Genomic DNA, 16,899 nt, shown 5'->3' with positions numbered 1-16,899 from the left:
GAGATGGCGATCTATCAATACGACACCCTTGCGCCCAGCCTGCACCCGGAAACCTTTGTTGCCGAGGATGCCAGCGTGATCGGAGACGTTACCCTCGAACAAGGTGTCAGCGTATGGCCACAGGCCGTGCTGCGGGGAGACAACGAACCGATCCGGATTGGCCAGCACAGCAACGTGCAGGAAGGCGCGGTGCTGCATGCCGACCCGGGCTTTGCGCTGACCGTGGGGCAGGGCGTCACCATCGGGCACCAGGCCATGCTGCATGGCTGCACCATCGGTGATGGTGCGCTGATCGGCATCCAGGCGGTGGTGCTCAACGGCGCGGTCATCGGCAACAACTGCCTGGTCGGTGCTGGCGCTATTGTCACCGAAGGCAAGGTGTTTCCGGACAACTCGTTGATCCTGGGGGCGCCGGCCAAGGTGGTACGCGAACTGACGCCGCAAGCCATCGCCGCCATGCAGCGTAACGCCGCCGAATACGTTGGCAAAGGCCAGGCCTTCAAGGAAAAGCTGATCCGCATCCGCTGAAAACCCTGCAAGTGGCGCCCGCCGAGGCGCTGCTGCTCTCCAATAATTACAAGAATGGAGATCCACCATGGTTGCCATGACCGGCGAACTGGCGCGTGAGCGCACCGACAGCCACATCAACGAACTGCTTCTTTACCGCCGTGTGGCCTGGCGCATCATGCCGCTGGCCATCATCTGCTTCCTGTTCTCGTACTTCGACCGTATCAACATCAGTTTCGCCAAAGCTCAGATGCAACAGGAACTAGGGCTCAGCGATGCTGCTTACGGCCTGGCCGCAAGCATGTTCTTCGTCGGCTATGTACTGTTCGAGGTGCCCAGCAGCCTCGGTCTGAAGCGCTACGGCGCCCCGGCCTGGATCTGCCGGATCATGGTGTCGTGGGGCCTGGCCACGGCTGCGCTGGTGTTTGCCTATACCCAGTACACCCTGTACTTCCTGCGCTTTCTGATCGGGGTGATGGAGGCCGGCTTCGGCCCGGCGATCCTGTTCTACCTGGCGTGCTGGTTCCCCCGCAAACACCTGGCAAAGATGAATGGCTTGTGGTTCCTTGCCGTTCCACTGGCCGGCGCGGTGGGTGGCCCGGCAGCGGGCTTTTTGCTGGGGACAATGGACGGCGTGCTGGGCCTGGCCGGTTGGCACTGGCTGTTCCTGATGTCCGGCCTGCCTTGCGTGGTGCTGGGCCTGCTGGTGCTGTGGAAGCTGGACCGCGACATCGACGCGGCCAAATGGTTGAGCCCTGAAGAGAAGGACGTGTTGAAGGAAAACCTGGCTCAGGACAAACGCACCGAAAAGCCCATCCTCGGCTCGATCTGGCGGGTACTGCTGACGCGTGAAGTGGCGATCATGGCGTTCATCTACTATGTGGTCAAAACCGCGTCCTATGGCCTTAACTTCTGGATGCCGCACCTGATCAAGTCATCGGGCGTGCAGGACATGCTCTGGGTTGGTGTGCTGTCAGCATTGCCCTATGCGGTGGCCTGTATCGGCATGGTGTTACTGACCCGTCGCTCCGACCGTACCGGCGAACGCAAGCGCTACCTGGTGTACTGCCTGTTTGCAGCGGCCATCGGCTACCTGCTGGCGTGCCTGTTCTCCGACTCGTCACTGGCGATGATGGCCGCACTGGTGCTGGCTACCGCAGGCACCTTTATCGCCATCCCGATCTTCTGGACCATTCCTCAGTCAACCTTCTCGGGGCTTGCGATCGCCACAGGCACCGCTGCGATCAACTCGGTGGGGCAACTGAGCGGTATTGTCGCACCGGTGATGGTGGGCAAGATCAATGACCTTACCGGCAGCACCTACATGGGCATGCTGTCGATCGCACCGCTGATCCTGATCGCTTGCCTGGTGGTAATGCGCTATGTGCGCAACCCCAAAAGCTGATTGGCGCTGAGTCTTCGAACAACAACAAGAACAAGGCACACCCATGATCCTTCTTTCCCGGCGAGCATCGCTGATGCTCGCGGCGCTTTGCTGCGCCTGCCAAACCGCCCAGGCTGCCTTCATCGATGACGGCAGCGGCAACCTGGAACTGCGCAATTTCTATTTCGACCGCGACTTTCACGGTGAAAGCGCCACGCAATCGCGGCGTGGCGAATGGGCTCAGGGCGTCATGCTGCGCTTGCAGTCCGGCTATACCGACGGCGTTGTCGGCCTTGGCCTGGATGCAGCGGGCATGCTTGGATTCAAGCTCGACTCCTCGCCAGACCGCAGCGGCACTGGGCTGCTGCCCCGAGGCAGTGACAAGCGTGCTGCGCACGGCTACGCCAAGGCGGTGGCCACCTTCAAGGCCAGGCTGGCGCAGACCGAGTTGAAAGCAGGTGGCTTGAGCCCGCAGTTGCCGCTGCTGGCTTCCAACGCCAGCCGGCTGTTCCCGCAATGGTTCAACGGCGCGCAACTGATAAGCAAGGACCTGGACCGGTTCGTATTCACCCTGTTGCAGGTGGATGCCACCAAACTGCGCGACTCCACCGACTATGAGGACCTGACGGCCATGGCGCAGCAAGGGGCCTATTCGGCAACGGTCACCACTGACCGGCTGTATTGCGCCGGTGTCGACTACCTGCCATTGAACAACCTGACCCTCAGCTTGCACACCAGCACGCTCGAAGACCTGTTTCAGCGTGATTTTGCCGGGTTCAAATTCAAGACCCGCCTGGGGCCGGGTGATGTCTTCACCGAGTGGCGCTGGTTCAAGGCTCGCGAGCAAGGCCGGGCATTGCTGGGTGAAGTCGACAACCAGGCCCTCAGCACCAACTTCGGCTACAGCATTCAGGGCCACACCTTCAGTGGTGGTTATCAGAAGGTAAGTGGGGACACGGCGTACGCCTATGTAGGAGGTACCGATACCTACCTGTTCAGTGAACAGCAGGTCAGCACCTTTGCCTTGGCCAACGAGCGGGCGTGGATGCTGCGCTACGACTACAACTTCGCCGCCTTGGGTATCCCGGGGCTTACGTTCAATGCGCGCTATGTGAAGGGCGACCAGGTTGACCCACAGCGTATCACCAGCGCGAAGGGTAGGGCGCTGGCGGCAGGCGATGGAGAAGGGCGGGAATGGGAGCGCACCACGGATATCACTTATGTGGTGCAGTCGGGGCCGCTCAGGAATGTGTCGCTGCGCTGGCGAAATGCGAGCATGCGCTCGAACTTTGCCGATGCGGCGGATGAGAACCGGGTGATCGTGGGGTACACGGTCGAGTTCTGATGCTATGCACGAGGTACTACGCGAAGTCTGGAGCCGGCGCACTCGCTGTTGCCGGGCTGTGTTCTGGTGCCTGCAACGCGATGCGGCCATAGAAGAACAACGCCGTTACCCAGGTTGTCAGCCAGACAAAGATCCCCGCCCAGAATGTATGGGACATATAGTGCCAGCCCTGCAGTACCCGTGTTGTGCCGTACACGAACCCGATCAGCAGAATGACCGCCAGCAACTTACGCGCCTGTGCCCAGCGATGACGCAATGCCACGAAATACAGCGCCAACAAGGTAAACCCGCTGGAGGCATGGCCACCTGGCCAGCAGCGGCCATCGCCGGCCTTGTTCCACCAGGAGAAGTTTTCGAACCATTCAACGCGGGCCTGCGTACCGCCATACAGTGTGGTTTCCACAGGGCAATACACACTGGTATGGCTTTTCAGGTAATGAATCACGGTTGTGCTCAGTGCAAACGCCACGACCACGAACAGTAAGTCGCGGCGGTGTTGGCTGGTAAAGCGCAGCACCGGCGCGATACGGGCTTTTTCCAGCACCCGGGTCAGGCCCAGTTGGGGGCGGTTGGCCAGGCGCGGCCAGATGAACGACAACAAGCTGCCGATGACTGCCAGTTCACCCGTCCAGTCCGGCAGGATGCGCGGCCACTTGTGGGTGACCTTCTCGAACCATTGGTTGTGCAGCAGCGGGAACTGACCGGTGGCGGGGTCGAGCAGCAGGTTGCTGATCCAGCGATCGAGCTCGGTGAGGTCGAATGCCATGAACACGATGGCGGCCAGCAATAGCGGCAGTAGCAGGTTATTGCGGTAGAAAGCGGCGCGGGAGGGCATGTTCACAGCTCCTTGGCATCAACGAGTTTGCGCCATTCACTGGCAGCCATCTGGCCCAGCAGCGTTGCTTTGCCATCGCTGCTCTTGGTGATGAACAGGGCGCTGGCATAGCTGTTCGACGTCGCGCTGGTGGGCACCTGGAGCGTTTGCTCCAGCTGTTCCATACAACCGCTGTGGCTGACCAGTACGAGGTTGTGGCCGGTCCGCTTGTGGCCAAAGGCGTTATCGGCAAAGTGCCCGTCACACTGATTAAGCCAGTCTTGCGTGGCAATGGTTTTACCAAACATGGCTTGCGCGGTTTGTCGGGTGCGCACCTCCGGACTGGTCCACACGTCGGATGACGCCAGGCCAAGGTGTTGCAGGCCTTGGCCTACAGCGGCGGCCACCTGGCTGCCCGCAACCGTAATGCCGCTGGGGTCTCCCAGGCAGGCACCTCTGGACCGGTCGCAGCGTTCGGCATGGCGCAGCACGACAATCACCGAGCCTTTTGCCCAGGCGGCCTCTAGACCACTGCGTTGCAGGTGATGCGGGTTTCCCAGGTTGGGGATGGCCGTGCGGGCATGCGCCCAGGCGGCTGCCACACCCAGGGTGAGCAGTAGGCTCAAGGCTGCGAATAGCGCTGTACCCCAAGGTAACCGGTCTACCTGCAAACGCCGTGATGCGGGGGATTTGTCGATAACGCCTTGCAGCATGTTTGCCACTCCAGTCAGCTCGCTTCGTACGAGAGCGTCGGCACTGTAGGTAGCAGGATGTCGGTAGAGAGTGAGGCAGATGTGAAAAAAGCCTTGGCCCGACAAGAGCCCTGGCCTGGCCAGAGAGATGAGAAGTCAAGTATGAAACCGGTTTCAAAACATTTCTGAACGCGCTAGATTATTCGGCTGTCTTCTTGATGGCCTATCAAGATCACCTCTCCATTGAAAATCAGATGGCGCTTATCAAGGCCGCCCCAGAGCCGATGAGGATTCCCAATGCCTGAGCATGCCCCAGACAACCCGCGCAGGGATTTTCTGCGCAAGACCTTGACCCTGATCCCTGTCGTTACCGTGGCCAGCACAGGGCTGGGCGTGGGTGCCAGCCAACTGCTTGCGGCCCCGCAACAGCAGCAACAGCCAGCGAAAGTGCCGGCCGCGCCACCGGTGGGTAACTATCAGCCGACATTTTTCAGCGCCGAAGAGTGGGCGTTTCTGCAAGCCGCCGTGTCCCGCATCATTCCGGCCGACGAGCTTGGCCCCGGCGCGCTTGAAGCCGGCGCTGCCGAATTCATCGACCGGCAGATGAACACGCCGTACGCCACTGGCGCGCAGTGGTACATGCAAGGCCCTTTCAACGCTGACGCAGCGCCAGAGCTGGGCTATCAGTTGCAGCTCAGCCCGCAACAGATCTACCGCCTGGGCATCACCGCCTTGGACGGCTGGTGCAAGGCCAACTCCGGGCAGGTTTTTGCCGCGCAAGATAGCGCTACCCGAGACCGTATTCTCGGCAAAGTCGAGTCCGGGGAGCTGGTTTTCGACACCGTGCCGGCGAAGGTGTTCTTCAGCTTGCTGGTGCAGAACACGCGTGAAGGGTTTTTCTGCGACCCGATCCATGGCGGCAACAAAGGCATGGTCGGCTGGACCCAGATCGGCTTCCCCGGCGCCCGCGCCGATTTCATGGACTGGGTCGAGCGCAACGAGCCTTACCCGTTCCCGGCTGTATCGATCCGTGGCGAGAGGGCCTGAGGCATGGCGACTGTGTTGAACAAAGTGGATGCGGTGATCGTCGGCTTCGGCTGGGCCGGCGCAATCATGGCCAAGGAGCTGACCGAGGCCGGGCTGCAGGTGGTGGCGCTGGAGCGCGGGCCGATGCAGGACACCTATCCGGAAGGCAGCTACCCGCAGGTGATCGACGAGCTGACCTATAGCGTGCGCAAGAAGCTGTTCGTCGACGTGTCTAAAGAAACCGTCACCATCCGCCACAGCGTGAACGATGTGGCACTGCCCAATCGCCAGCTTGGCGCTTTCTTGCCGGGCAAGGGCGTGGGCGGTGCGGGTTTGCACTGGTCGGGTGTGCACTTTCGGGTGGACCCGGTCGAGTTGCGCATGCGCAGTCACTACGAAGAGCGATACGGGCGAACGTTCATCCCCGACGACATGACCATCCAGGACTTTGGCGTCACTTACGAGGAGCTGGAGCCGTATTTCGACTTCGCCGAAAAGGTGTTCGGAACCTCTGGCCAAGCCTGGACCGTCAACGGACAGGTCGTGGGCGAAGGGAAGGGCGGCAACCCCTATGCGCCGGACCGCTCCAGCCCGTTCCCGCTGCCCGCGCAGAAGAACGTGGTGTCGGCCAGGTTGTTCGAAAAGGCCGCCACCAGCTTGGGCTACAAGCCTTACAACCTGCCATCGGCCAACACCTCCGGGCCATACACCAACCCTTACGGGGCACAGATGGGGCCGTGCAACTTCTGTGGTTTCTGCAGCGGGTATGTGTGCTACATGTACTCCAAGGCCTCGCCCAACGTGAACATTTTGCCGGCGCTGCGCCAGGTGCCCAACTTCGAGTTGCGGCCCAATGCCCATGTGCTGCGGGTGAACCTGGACGACAGCAAACGCAAGGCCACCGGCGTTACCTATATCGACGCCCAGGGGCGGGAGGTGGAGCAGCCGGCGGAGCTGGTGATCCTGGCAGCGTTCCAGTTCAACAACGTGCGCCTGATGCTGCTTTCCGGCATTGGCAAGCCCTACGACCCGGTAAAGAACGAAGGGGTGGTCGGGCGTAACTTCGCCTATCAGAACATGGGCACGGTCAAGGCGTTCTTCGACAAGGACACCTACACCAACAACTTCATCGGCGCGGGTGGCAACGGCATCGCCATCGACGATTTCAACGCCGACAACTTCGACCACGGCCCCCACGGCTTCGTCGGTGGCTCACCGATGTGGGTGAACCAGGCTGGCAGCCGGCCGATTGCCGGCACCGCCAACCCGCCGGGCACGCCGGCCTGGGGCAGTGCCTGGAAGAAAGCCACAGCCGACTACTACACCCACCAGGTATCGATGGACGCCCATGGCGCCCACCAGTCGTACCGTGGCAATTACCTGGACCTGGACCCGACCTATCGCGACGCCTACGGCCAACCGCTGCTGCGCATGACCTTTGACTGGCAGGAAAACGACATCAGGATGAACCAGTTCATGGTCGACAAGCTGAGCAAGATCGCCCAGGCGATGAACCCCAAGTCCATTGCGGTACTGGGCAAGAAGGTCAAGGACCACTTCAACACCGCCAGCTACCAGACCACCCACCTGAACGGCGGCGCGATCATGGGCACCGACCCCAAGACCAGTGCATTGAACCGTTACCTGCAAAGCTGGGACGTGCATAACGTGTTTGTCCCGGGCGCTTCGGCGTTCCCACAGGGCCTGGGTTACAACCCGACCGGGCTGGTGGCCGCGCTGACCTACTGGTCGGCCCGCGCCATCCGCGAGCAATACCTGAAAAACCCCGGCCCGCTGGTCCAGGCTTGAGGAGCGATGAGCATGAAGACAATGTTGATCGCAACCCTGCTGCTGGGTGCCACTGCGGCCGCGCAGGCCGTCGCGAATGACGGTGCACAAGTACGACTGGGCGAATACCTGGCTCGCGCCGGTGACTGTGTGGCCTGCCATACCGCCAAGGGCGGCAAGCCCTTTGCCGGCGGCCTGCCGATGGAAACGCCAATCGGCACGGTGTACTCCACCAACATCACTCCGGCGGCCAGCGGCATCGGCAATTACAGCTTCGAAGACTTCGACCAGGCGGTGCGCAAGGGCATTGGCAAGGATGGCAGCACCTTGTACCCGGCCATGCCATACCCGTCGTATGCCCGGGTCAGCGAGCAGGACATGCAGGCGCTGTACGCCTACTTCATGAAAGGCGTGGCGCCGGTCGAGCAGGCGAACAAGGCCACTGACATTCCCTGGCCGCTGAGCATGCGTTGGCCGCTGGCAATCTGGCGCGGCTTGTTTGCGCCAGAGGCCAAGCCCTGGCAGGCATCGGCGGCAGCCGACCGGGTGGTGAACCGTGGCGCGTACCTGGTCGAGGGCCTTGGGCATTGTGGCGCCTGCCATACGCCACGTGCGCTGACCCTGCAGGAAAAGGCGCTGAGCCCTGCAGATGGCGAGCAGTTCCTGGCCGGCAGCGCACCGCTGGAAGGCTGGATCGCTAAAAACCTGCGCGGCGATCACAAGGACGGCCTGGGCAGCTGGAGCGAAACGCAGCTGGTGCAGTTTCTGAAGACTGGGCGTAGCGATCGCAGCGCCGTGTTCGGCGGCATGAGCGACGTGGTCGAGCACAGCATGCAGCACATGAGTGATGCCGACCTGACCGCGATTGCCCGATACCTGAAGACCCTGCCGCCGAGCAACCCTGAAGACACGCCGCACGTCTATGACAAGCAGGTGGCGGATGCGCTGTGGAAGGGTGATGACAGCACGCCAGGGGCGGCGGTGTACATCGACAATTGCGCGGCCTGCCACCGTACCGATGGCCAGGGTTACACCCGTGTGTTCCCGGCTTTGGCCGGCAACCCGGTGGTGCAGACTGCGGATGCCACGTCGCTGATCCATGTGGTGCTGGCGGGGGGCACGGTACCGGCAACGCATACGGCGCCTTCGACGTTCACCATGCCAGCGTTTGGCTGGCGGCTGAGCGACCAGGAGGTTGCCGAGGTGGTGAATTTCATCAGGAGCAGCTGGGGCAACCAGGGAAGCGCCGTCACGGCCGGTGATGTGAAGTCGCTTCGCTGACTTCTCCAGCTGCACCCTGATCCACTGTGGGAGCGGGTTTACCCGCGAATGCGATGTCGAATCTACCGCCGCATTCGCGGGTGAACCCGCTCCCACAGTTTTTTTGGTTGAAATTGTATTTGCATCAATCAGTTAATTTGCTTAGTTAACCTCGAATATCATGTTTGTTTCAACATTGCCGACCAACGGAAGGTTGACGAACTGCCGCAGTTTTGCTGTATTGAAACCGGTTTCATCGCAATCACAACAATCATAAGGACTGCCCATGACCGACGCGCCTGCCCATGCCCGCGAACGGGTCACCATCAGCGAAGTAGCGCGTGTCGCTGGCGTCTCCAAGGCCACCGTATCCCGTTACATCGGTGGCGATCGCCAGTTGCTGGCCGAAGCCACGGCCAAGCGCCTGGAAGAGGTCATCGAGCGGCTTGGCTACCGCCCCAACCAGATGGCCCGCGGCCTCAAACGCGGCCAGACGCGACTGATCGGCATGCTGGTAGCCGATATTCTCAACCCCTACTCAGTGGCCGTGATGCATGGCGTGGAAACCGCCTGCCGTCAGCACGGCTACAGCCTGGTGGTATGCAACACCAACCGCAACGACGAGCAAGAGCGTCACCACCTGGTGGCCCTGCAGAGCTATAACGTCGAAGGTTTGATCGTGAACACGCTTGGCCATCATCCAGGCGAATTGCTCAACCTGCAGCGTGACATCCCCATGGTGCTGGTCGATCGCCAATTGCCCGAGCTGAATGTCGACCTGGTGGGCCTGGACAATGCCGACGCGGTCGAGCAGGCCCTCGACCACCTGCAGGCCCAGGGCTACCGCGATATCCTGGCGGTCAGCGAACCTCTCGATGGCACCAGTTCACGCCTGGAGCGGGTGCAGGCATTCGGCGCGTCGGTCAGCCGCCGGTCCGGCATGCGCCAGCAGGTGCTGGAAATCAGCGCCGGGCTCCAGGGCCAGCTGGCTACGTTTCTTGCCAGTCGTGGTCATGGTCCGCAAGCAATCTTCACCTTCAACGGCGTTGCCACCTTGGCGGTGACCCGGGCCCTGCACGAGGCCGGGTGCAACCTGTTCGCCGACGTCGGGCTGATCGCCCTTGACGACCTCGACTGGTATCCCCTGGTTGGCAAAGGCATCACTGCACTGGCCCAACCCACTGAGCGTATCGGCATGGCGGCATTCGAAAGCCTGCTCGGTCGCCTTCGCGGTGACAGCGGGGCAGCCCGGCGCATCGACTTCAAGGCCAACCTGATCATCCGCGGTTCAACTCAACCCCAGTAAGCAACGGCAGGCCTGCGCCTGCTGCTGCCGATTAAAAATGAAACCGGTTTCATAAGGATAAGAACAATGCACCCGAACCCCGTTTCCATCAGTCTCTCAAGTTACGGCGCCGACTTTGTGCGGCAACGTGGCCAGGAGCAGTTCCTGGACATGCTGTCAGCCGCTGGCGTCAGCCGAGTGGAACTGCGCGAAGAGTTGTTCGCCAGTTCACCGGACGCCGCTGCGCTGGGTGCGGTCATTGCAGCACTGCGGCTGGAATGCCTGTACTCGACACCCCTCGAGTTGTGGACCGCGCAAGGTGTACCCGACCCACTCCTGAAGCAGAAGCTGGAGGTCGCCCGCGCGCTTGGCGCGGTAGCGCTCAAGGTTTCCTTGGGGCATTTCAATGAGCGCTGTGATGTAGCCGCCCTGGCGGCGCTACTGCCAACACAGGGGCCGCTGTTGCTGGTGGAAAACGACCAGACTGAACACGGTGGCAGGATCGAGCCGCTGCTGCAGTTCTTCCAGCACGCCAACCCGCTTGGGCTGCGCCTGGGCATGACCTTCGATATTGGTAACTGGCAATGGCAGGGCGAGAGTGCGAAGCACGCCGCGCGCCAACTTGGCCGTTGGGTGCGCTATGTGCATTGCAAGGCTGTGGAGCACCGGGCCGATGGCCGCCGGGTTGCCATACCGCCGCAAGCCGCTGACCTGCAGGCGTGGGCACCGCTCATGGCCGAATTCGCCCCTGGCGTGGTGCGCGCGGTCGAGTATCCGTTGGTGGGCGAAGACCTGCTGGCGCTGACCCGTGCCCAGGTGCTCAGCCTGTCTGCGCTGGGCGCAGGAGAGGAGGTGGCCCATGCATGAGCATGACGTGTTGTGCTTTGGGGAAACCATGGCCATGTTCGTTGCCGAGCAAGCCGGCGACCTGGCCAGTGTCAGCCAGTTCGGCAAGCGCATCGCCGGCGCCGACAGCAACGTGGCTATCGGCTTGGCGCGGCTGGGGTTCAAGGTGCGTTGGCTAAGCCGGGTCGGTGACGATTCGCTGGGCCGTTTCGTGCTCGACAGCTTGCAACGCGAAGGCCTGGACTGCTCCGGCGTCGAGGTGGATGTCAATGCTCCCACGGGTTTTCAGCTCAAGGCCCGCTGCGATGATGGCAGCGACCCGGCGGTGGAGTACTTCCGCCGTGGCTCGGCGGCCAGCAAGCTGTCGCCCGAACTGCTGCGCCCAAGCCAACTGCAGGCCCGCCACCTGCACGCCACTGGCATTCCGCTGGCGCTGTCGGACAGCTGCCGGGCCCTGTCCCACGCGCTGGTGGACGCCATGCGCGCAGCCGGCCGCAGCGTTTCGTTCGACCCCAACCTGCGCCCTTCGCTGTGGCCTGATCAAAGCAGCATGGTGCGCGAAATCAATGCCCTGGCGGCCAAGGCCAACTGGGTTTTACCTGGCCTGGAAGAGGGCCGGTTGCTGACCGGCCAGCACACCCCGGCGGACATCGCCGCGTTCTACCTCGACCAAGGGGTAGAGCGGGTGGTGATCAAGCTGGGCGACGCCGGCGCCTACTTCCGCAGTGCCAAAGGGGAAGGCCAGGTAGCAGCCGTGCCCGTCAGCCGTGTAGTGGACACCGTCGGTGCCGGTGATGCTTTTGCCGTCGGTGTGCTCAGCGCGCTGCTGGAGGGCCGCGCAGTGGCCGAGGCGGTGGCGCGCGGTAACTGGTGCGGCAGCCGTGCCGTGCAGTCACGAGGCGACATGGAAGGGCTGCCGCTGCGCCACGAGCTGGAGGCCTTCGAGCTGCGCAGAAGCGCGTGACCCATTCACCCCGAATCACCTGTTGCAACAAAAACAACAAGCTCAGGAGAAACAGACCATGCAGAACCCAAGCCTGGCACCTCGCCGCTGGTGGTACATCATCCCGATTGTGTTCGTCACCTATAGCCTGGCGTACCTGGATCGCGCCAACTATGGCTTCGCCGCCGCTTCCGGCATGGCCGAAGACCTGCGCATCACCCCCGTGCTGTCTTCGCTGTTGGGGGCGCTGTTCTTTCTCGGTTACTTCTTCTTCCAGGTGCCTGGCGCCATCTACGCCGAAAAGCGTAGCGTGAAGAAGCTGATTTTTGTCTGCCTGATCCTTTGGGGTGGCCTTGCCACGCTCACTGGCATGGTCAGCAACGTCTACATGCTGATTGGCATCCGCTTCCTGCTCGGGGTGGTAGAGGCCGCCGTCATGCCGGCGATGCTGGTGTACCTGTGCCATTGGTTCACCCGTGCCGAGCGCTCGCGTGCCAATACCTTCCTGATGCTCGGCAACCCGGTGACCATCCTGTGGATGTCGGTGGTGTCGGGTTACCTCATCAAGCACTACGACTGGCGCTGGATGTTCATCATCGAAGGCCTGCCAGCCGTGATTTGGGCGTTCTTCTGGTGGCGCCTGGTGGATGACCGCCCAGCTCAGGTCAGCTGGTTGAGCGCGCAGGAAAAGGCCGCCCTCGCGCAGGCGCTGGCCGCCGAGCAACAGGGCATCAAGCCTGTGAAGAACTACCGCGAGGCGTTCCGTTCGCCGCAGGTGATCATCCTGGCGCTGCAGTACTTTTGCTGGAGCATCGGCGTCTATGGCTTCGTGCTGTGGCTGCCGTCGATTCTTAAGCAAGCGGCCAATGTCGATATCGTGCAGGCCGGCTGGCTGGCTTCGGTGCCTTACCTGGCGGCGGTACTGGCGATGGTCGGCGTGTCCTGGGCGTCCGACCGCCTGCAAAAGCGCAAGCGCTTCGTCTGGCCGCCGCTGCTGGTTGCTGCCGTGGCGTTCTATGGCTCGTACGCCTTGGGTAGCGAGCATTTCTGGCTGTCCTATGCGTTGCTGGTGCTGGCCGGCGCCTGCATGTACGCACCCTATGGCCCGTTCTTCGCGATCGTGCCCGAGATCCTGCCGGCGAACGTCGCAGGCGGGGCCATGGCGCTGATCAACAGCATGGGCGCGCTGGGTTCGTTCGGCGGCTCGTGGCTGGTGGGCTATCTCAATGGCGCTACCGGCGGGCCGGGCGCTTCTTACCTGTTCATGTGCGGCGCGTTGCTGACCGCCGTGGCGCTTACCGCCGCACTCAACACGTCACAGACATCTGGCCGGGCCAAGCGCAACAGCTCGCGGTTGGCCATGAACCCTTAGGAAACCTGCAATGAAGAAGCGAATCGTCCTGTATAAACGCCTGTCTGACGACTTGATGAGCCGTCTGCAAGATCGTGTCGAGGTCACCTGGGTGGATACCGTCCAGCCCGATGGCCTGGCCCGCCTGCGTGATGCGTTGCCGGGGGCGCATGGCTTGCTGGGGGCCAGCCTGCGCCTGGATCCCAGCTTGCTTGACCTGGCGCCACAGCTGGAAGTGGTGTCCAGCGTATCGGTAGGCGTGGATAACTATGACATTGCCGAGCTCAGCCGGCGCGGCGTGATGCTGACCAACACGCCCGACGTGCTGACCGAAACCACTGCCGACACGGGTTTTGCCTTGATCCTGGCCACTGCCAGGCGGGTGGTGGAGTTGGCGAACTGGGTGCGTGGCGGCCACTGGCAGGCCAACCTGGGCCCGGCGCATTTTGGCTGTGACGTGCATGGCAAGACGTTGGGCATCGTCGGCATGGGCCGCATCGGCGAGGCCTTGGCCCGGCGAGCTGCTGCCGGCTTTGGGATGCGCGTGCTTTACCACAGCCAGCGCGCCAAGCCCGAGGTGGAGGCGCGATATGCCGCACGCCAGTGCAGTCTGGATGAGGTGTTGCAGCAGGCGGATTTCGTTTGCCTGACCGTGCCGCTGAGTGCCAGCACCGAAGGCCTGATTGGTGCACGGGAGCTGGCGCTGATGAAACCCGAGGCGATTCTGGTGAACATCTCGCGCGGGCGCGTGGTGGATGAGCCTGCGCTGATCGATGCGCTGCGGGCCAAGCGCATACGCGGCGCGGGGTTGGACGTGTTTGTGCAGGAGCCGCTGTTGACAGACTCGCCGTTGTTGCAGCTGGATAACGTGGTAGCGACCCCACACATCGGCTCGGCAACCGAGGAGACGCGCCAGGCCATGGCGCGTTGCGCGGTGGACAACCTGCTCAGCGCGCTGGCCGGTGAACGGCCGGCGAATCTAGTGAATGAGGCGTGCAGGCCTTGAGAGCAAGGGGCCGCTGTGCGGCCCCATTACTGCGCAGTTGAACGGGCGCTTACCGGCAGTTACCGGCCTTGCGGTAGCCTGCAGCCTGCGCCTCACCCTCGGTAGCGAAGGTTACCTGGTTCTTCGAAGCCACCCGGTTGTAGCCCGGGCAGCCAACGGACAGGTGATAAACATGGCTGTTGCGGTTGCCAAGCACGGCCCCGACCGACTCGGTGCTGGCCAGGCTCGGTGTGGCCTCTGCCTTGGCCGCTTTCACCGGCATCGCTTGCACCACACCACTGCCAGCCGGCTTGTAGTCAGCTGTCCATTTTCGCTCGCCGCTCACGAACGGGTTGGCATGACCCATGATGGCCGCAATACGCCGGTCGCGTTCTTTTTCCCAGGCCGACACCGGGTGTTGCTTGTCCCAGGCCATCAGCAGCTGTTGCTGCTGGCGCGACATGCTCAGCTGGTAGCGATCGAACATGTAAAACGTCGTGCGCGCCACCAGGCCTTTCACTTCATCACGCGGCTCTGCAGCGCGCTGGACGAAATCGACCTTGGTGGAGCACTGGCCATATTCGCCGGCATTGCCGGCAACCATGCCGTAGTTGAAGTTGCTGCGGTCACCATTCACCTCGCCCACCGCCGGGTACAGGTTGAACAGGTCGGCTTCCATGGCGCGGAATACCGGGTCGCTGTCCACGCAATGCTCGCGGCCGCCGTTTTTCCAGCACTGGCGCTGGTTGCCGAAGGTGTAGGCGGGCACGATGTGTTCCCACTCGGTACGCTCGGCGCGGTTCTGCTGCTTGCGGGTCTGGTAACCGCACGAAGCGGCATCGATGCGCCCGCCGGACTTGCCCACCCAGGTCCATTTGCAACCGCAGTACAGGTCGCCCATGGCGCTGCTGGCCTGGTCCAGGTAGACCTTCTGCTTGGCCACCACCTTGGCTTCGGTGAAGGTTGCCGGTGGGTTGGCCAAGGCGGGCAGGGTAAAGGAAAACAGTAAGGTTACGGCGTAAAGCAGTGATTTCATGAGGAAAACAGATTTCAGGATGGGGCGCGCATTGTAATGGTTTCCCCGGGGCTGGCCAGCTCGCGGAGCCACACCAAGGGTCTGCCTGGGTCGTCGCTGGCCATACGGCTGAACGTGCTTGAGTCGAGCATGTCCCTGACCTGGGTGCCCATGCGCAGCAGGCGCTCGATGAAACCGGCACTGACGTCGCCATAGTCCTCCAGCGAAACGCCGCTCTGGTTGTGCTGGATGGCCAGGTGATAGTGGCTGACCCCGGCGCCATTGCCACTGCCGCCCAGTACCACCGTGAAGCGCGGGCCGAGCAGGCTGGCCAGGCGCTGCTGGACCAGGTCCAGTAGCGCGAGCGGGACTTCATCGTGTCGCAGTGCATTGGGGAAGCAAGGTGTGAACGGTGGCATGGGCGTGTCCTGCTGGGCGGAGTTCGAATGCCGGCCAGCTTAGGCAAGGTGACTGTCAACTTGGGTTAAGCAGGGGTAAAAGCAGGTAATGTGCGCTGGCGGTGATCAGAAAGTCTGCCCCAGCGAGAACTGGAAGATCTGCGTCTCTGCGTTGTCCGGTTTTTTCAGCGGTGCCGCCAGGCTGAAGCTGAGCGGCCCCATTGGGCTGTACCAGGTCACGCCAACCCCCAGCGACACGGCCATCTGCGCCAGGTCCACGCTGCCGCAGCCCTGGGTGGTCGACAAATAGCAGGTGTCGGCATACACATTGCCGGCATCGACGAACACCGAGCTGCGCAGTTGGCTCTGGTCCTTCACGAACGGCAACGGGAAGATGTACTCGGCACCGCCGGTTATCAGGATGTTGCCCCCCAGCACATCGGTATCGCGGTCGGAGTAATAGGCTTGGCCGGCGCTGGCATAGGTGCCAGTGGCCGGAGTGTTTCGTGGGCCGAGGCCGCCGTCCTTGAAGCCCCGCACCGAACCCAGCCCACCCGCAGTGTAGCTTTCGTAGAACGGCAGGCCGTCGGTGGAACCATAGCCGTTGCCATAACCCAGGCTGGTGTGCAGGCGCAGCGAGGTGTTGTTGGTCACGGGCAGGTAGGTCTGGCCGTTGTAATCCAGCTTGTAGAACGACAGGTCGCTGCCAGGGGTGGTGGCCATCAGCGTGAGGCTTTGCGAGTGGCCGCGGGTGGCCATCACGCCCTTGTTCAGGGTGGACTCGGACCAGCCAATCGAGGCTTTGAGGTTGTTGAAGCTCTTGCCCTCGCGGGCGATGAAGTCGTAGATCTCGTCAGCACTGTAGGTGCCGGGCGAGATGTCGTCGTGCTGCAGGGTGAGGCCGTAGGTCAGGCGCGAGGTTTCGTTGATCGGGTAGCCAAAACTCACGCCGGCACCGTAGCTGTTGATTGCATAGTACGAAACGCCATCGTCGTAGTAATCGCTGTAGTCGGTGCTGCTGTAGAAGGCGTTGTAGCCCAGGCTGACACCGTCGGCGGTGAAGTAGGGATCGGTGAAGCCGAAGTTGTACTTGGTCTGGTATTCGCTGCGGGTCAAGCCGATCGACACCTTGTTACCGGTCCCCAGGAAGTTGCTCTGGCTGATCGAACCACCGAGGATCAGTCCGGCGCTCTGGGCGAAACCGACGCTGGCGGTGATCGAGCCGGAAGCCTGCTCTTCGACGCTGTAGTTGACGTCGAC

The 16,899-nt window shown here is 62.4% G+C and carries 16 protein-coding genes; 11 read left to right on the top strand and 5 right to left on the bottom strand.

Annotation, left to right across the window (positions count from 1 at the left end; genetic code table 11):
- Positions 1–3 precede the first annotated feature (3 nt).
- The 3 genes from QQL85_RS25945 (at position 4) to QQL85_RS25935 (ending at position 3,236) form a co-directional block, all read left to right on the top strand.
- Positions 4–528, top strand: a complete 525-nt coding sequence (locus QQL85_RS25945) for a gamma carbonic anhydrase family protein (protein ID WP_284356031.1) — start codon at positions 4–6, stop codon at positions 526–528.
- 67 nt (positions 529–595) lie between these two features.
- Positions 596–1,912 (top strand): MFS transporter, encoded by a 1,317-nt coding sequence (locus QQL85_RS25940; protein WP_284356030.1) that lies wholly within the window; start codon positions 596–598, stop codon positions 1,910–1,912.
- A gap of 43 nt (positions 1,913–1,955) precedes the next feature.
- Complete coding sequence (locus QQL85_RS25935) at positions 1,956–3,236, top strand: OprD family porin (protein ID WP_284356029.1); 1,281 nt, start codon at positions 1,956–1,958, stop codon at positions 3,234–3,236.
- 16 nt (positions 3,237–3,252) lie between these two features.
- Here QQL85_RS25935 and QQL85_RS25930 read toward each other — a convergent pair whose 3' ends face one another.
- Positions 3,253–4,071, bottom strand: coding sequence for a phosphatase PAP2 family protein (locus QQL85_RS25930; protein WP_284356028.1), 819 nt, complete (start codon positions 4,069–4,071; stop codon positions 3,253–3,255).
- A 2-nt stretch (positions 4,072–4,073) separates the two neighbouring features.
- Positions 4,074–4,763 (bottom strand): histidine phosphatase family protein, encoded by a 690-nt coding sequence (locus tag QQL85_RS25925; protein ID WP_284356027.1) that lies wholly within the window; start codon positions 4,761–4,763, stop codon positions 4,074–4,076.
- A gap of 276 nt (positions 4,764–5,039) precedes the next feature.
- On the opposite strand from QQL85_RS25925, the gene QQL85_RS25920 reads away from it, so the two are divergent.
- The 8 genes from QQL85_RS25920 (at position 5,040) to QQL85_RS25885 (ending at position 14,247) form a co-directional block, all read left to right on the top strand.
- A complete protein-coding gene (locus tag QQL85_RS25920) occupies positions 5,040–5,789 on the top strand; it encodes a gluconate 2-dehydrogenase subunit 3 family protein (RefSeq protein WP_284356026.1) in 750 nt (249 codons plus the stop codon).
- Positions 5,790–5,792: 3 nt separating this feature from the next.
- Complete coding sequence (locus QQL85_RS25915; protein ID WP_284356025.1) at positions 5,793–7,577, top strand: GMC family oxidoreductase; 1,785 nt, start codon at positions 5,793–5,795, stop codon at positions 7,575–7,577.
- Between the two features lie 12 nt (positions 7,578–7,589).
- Complete coding sequence (locus tag QQL85_RS25910) at positions 7,590–8,837, top strand: cytochrome c (protein WP_284356024.1); 1,248 nt, start codon at positions 7,590–7,592, stop codon at positions 8,835–8,837.
- A 265-nt stretch (positions 8,838–9,102) separates the two neighbouring features.
- Complete coding sequence (gene ptxS / locus QQL85_RS25905) at positions 9,103–10,122, top strand: transcriptional regulator PtxS (protein WP_284356023.1); 1,020 nt, start codon at positions 9,103–9,105, stop codon at positions 10,120–10,122.
- Between the two features lie 66 nt (positions 10,123–10,188).
- The gene (locus QQL85_RS25900) at positions 10,189–10,968 is read left to right on the top strand and encodes a sugar phosphate isomerase/epimerase family protein (RefSeq protein ID WP_284356022.1); all 780 of its coding nucleotides are present in this window, start codon (positions 10,189–10,191) and stop codon (positions 10,966–10,968) included.
- Positions 10,961–11,911: a sugar kinase gene (locus QQL85_RS25895; protein WP_284356021.1), complete on the top strand. Its 951-nt coding sequence runs from the start codon at positions 10,961–10,963 to the stop codon at positions 11,909–11,911. Before QQL85_RS25900 ends, QQL85_RS25895 begins: the two co-directional genes overlap by 8 nt.
- A 58-nt stretch (positions 11,912–11,969) precedes the next feature.
- Positions 11,970–13,262, top strand: a complete 1,293-nt coding sequence (locus QQL85_RS25890; protein ID WP_284356020.1) for an MFS transporter — start codon at positions 11,970–11,972, stop codon at positions 13,260–13,262.
- A 10-nt stretch (positions 13,263–13,272) separates the two neighbouring features.
- Positions 13,273–14,247, top strand: a complete 975-nt coding sequence (locus QQL85_RS25885) for a 2-hydroxyacid dehydrogenase (protein WP_284356019.1) — start codon at positions 13,273–13,275, stop codon at positions 14,245–14,247.
- 49 nt (positions 14,248–14,296) lie between these two features.
- Here QQL85_RS25885 and QQL85_RS25880 read toward each other — a convergent pair whose 3' ends face one another.
- The 3 genes from QQL85_RS25880 to bamA form a co-directional block, all read right to left on the bottom strand.
- Complete coding sequence (locus QQL85_RS25880; protein ID WP_284356018.1) at positions 14,297–15,262, bottom strand: endonuclease; 966 nt, start codon at positions 15,260–15,262, stop codon at positions 14,297–14,299.
- Between the two features lie 14 nt (positions 15,263–15,276).
- Positions 15,277–15,660 (bottom strand): hypothetical protein, encoded by a 384-nt coding sequence (locus tag QQL85_RS25875; RefSeq protein WP_284356017.1) that lies wholly within the window; start codon positions 15,658–15,660, stop codon positions 15,277–15,279.
- A gap of 105 nt (positions 15,661–15,765) precedes the next feature.
- Positions 15,766–16,899, bottom strand: a 1,134-nt coding sequence (gene bamA, locus QQL85_RS25870; protein ID WP_284356016.1) for an outer membrane protein assembly factor BamA, incomplete at its 5' end; no start/stop codon positions are given.

It is taken from the genome of Pseudomonas putida (assembly GCF_030159595.1).
Classification (GTDB): Bacteria; Pseudomonadota; Gammaproteobacteria; order Pseudomonadales; family Pseudomonadaceae; genus Aquipseudomonas; species Aquipseudomonas putida_AC.
The sequence above is the reverse complement of the archived record's forward strand: the minus strand, read 5'-3'. Positions and strand labels throughout refer to the sequence as shown.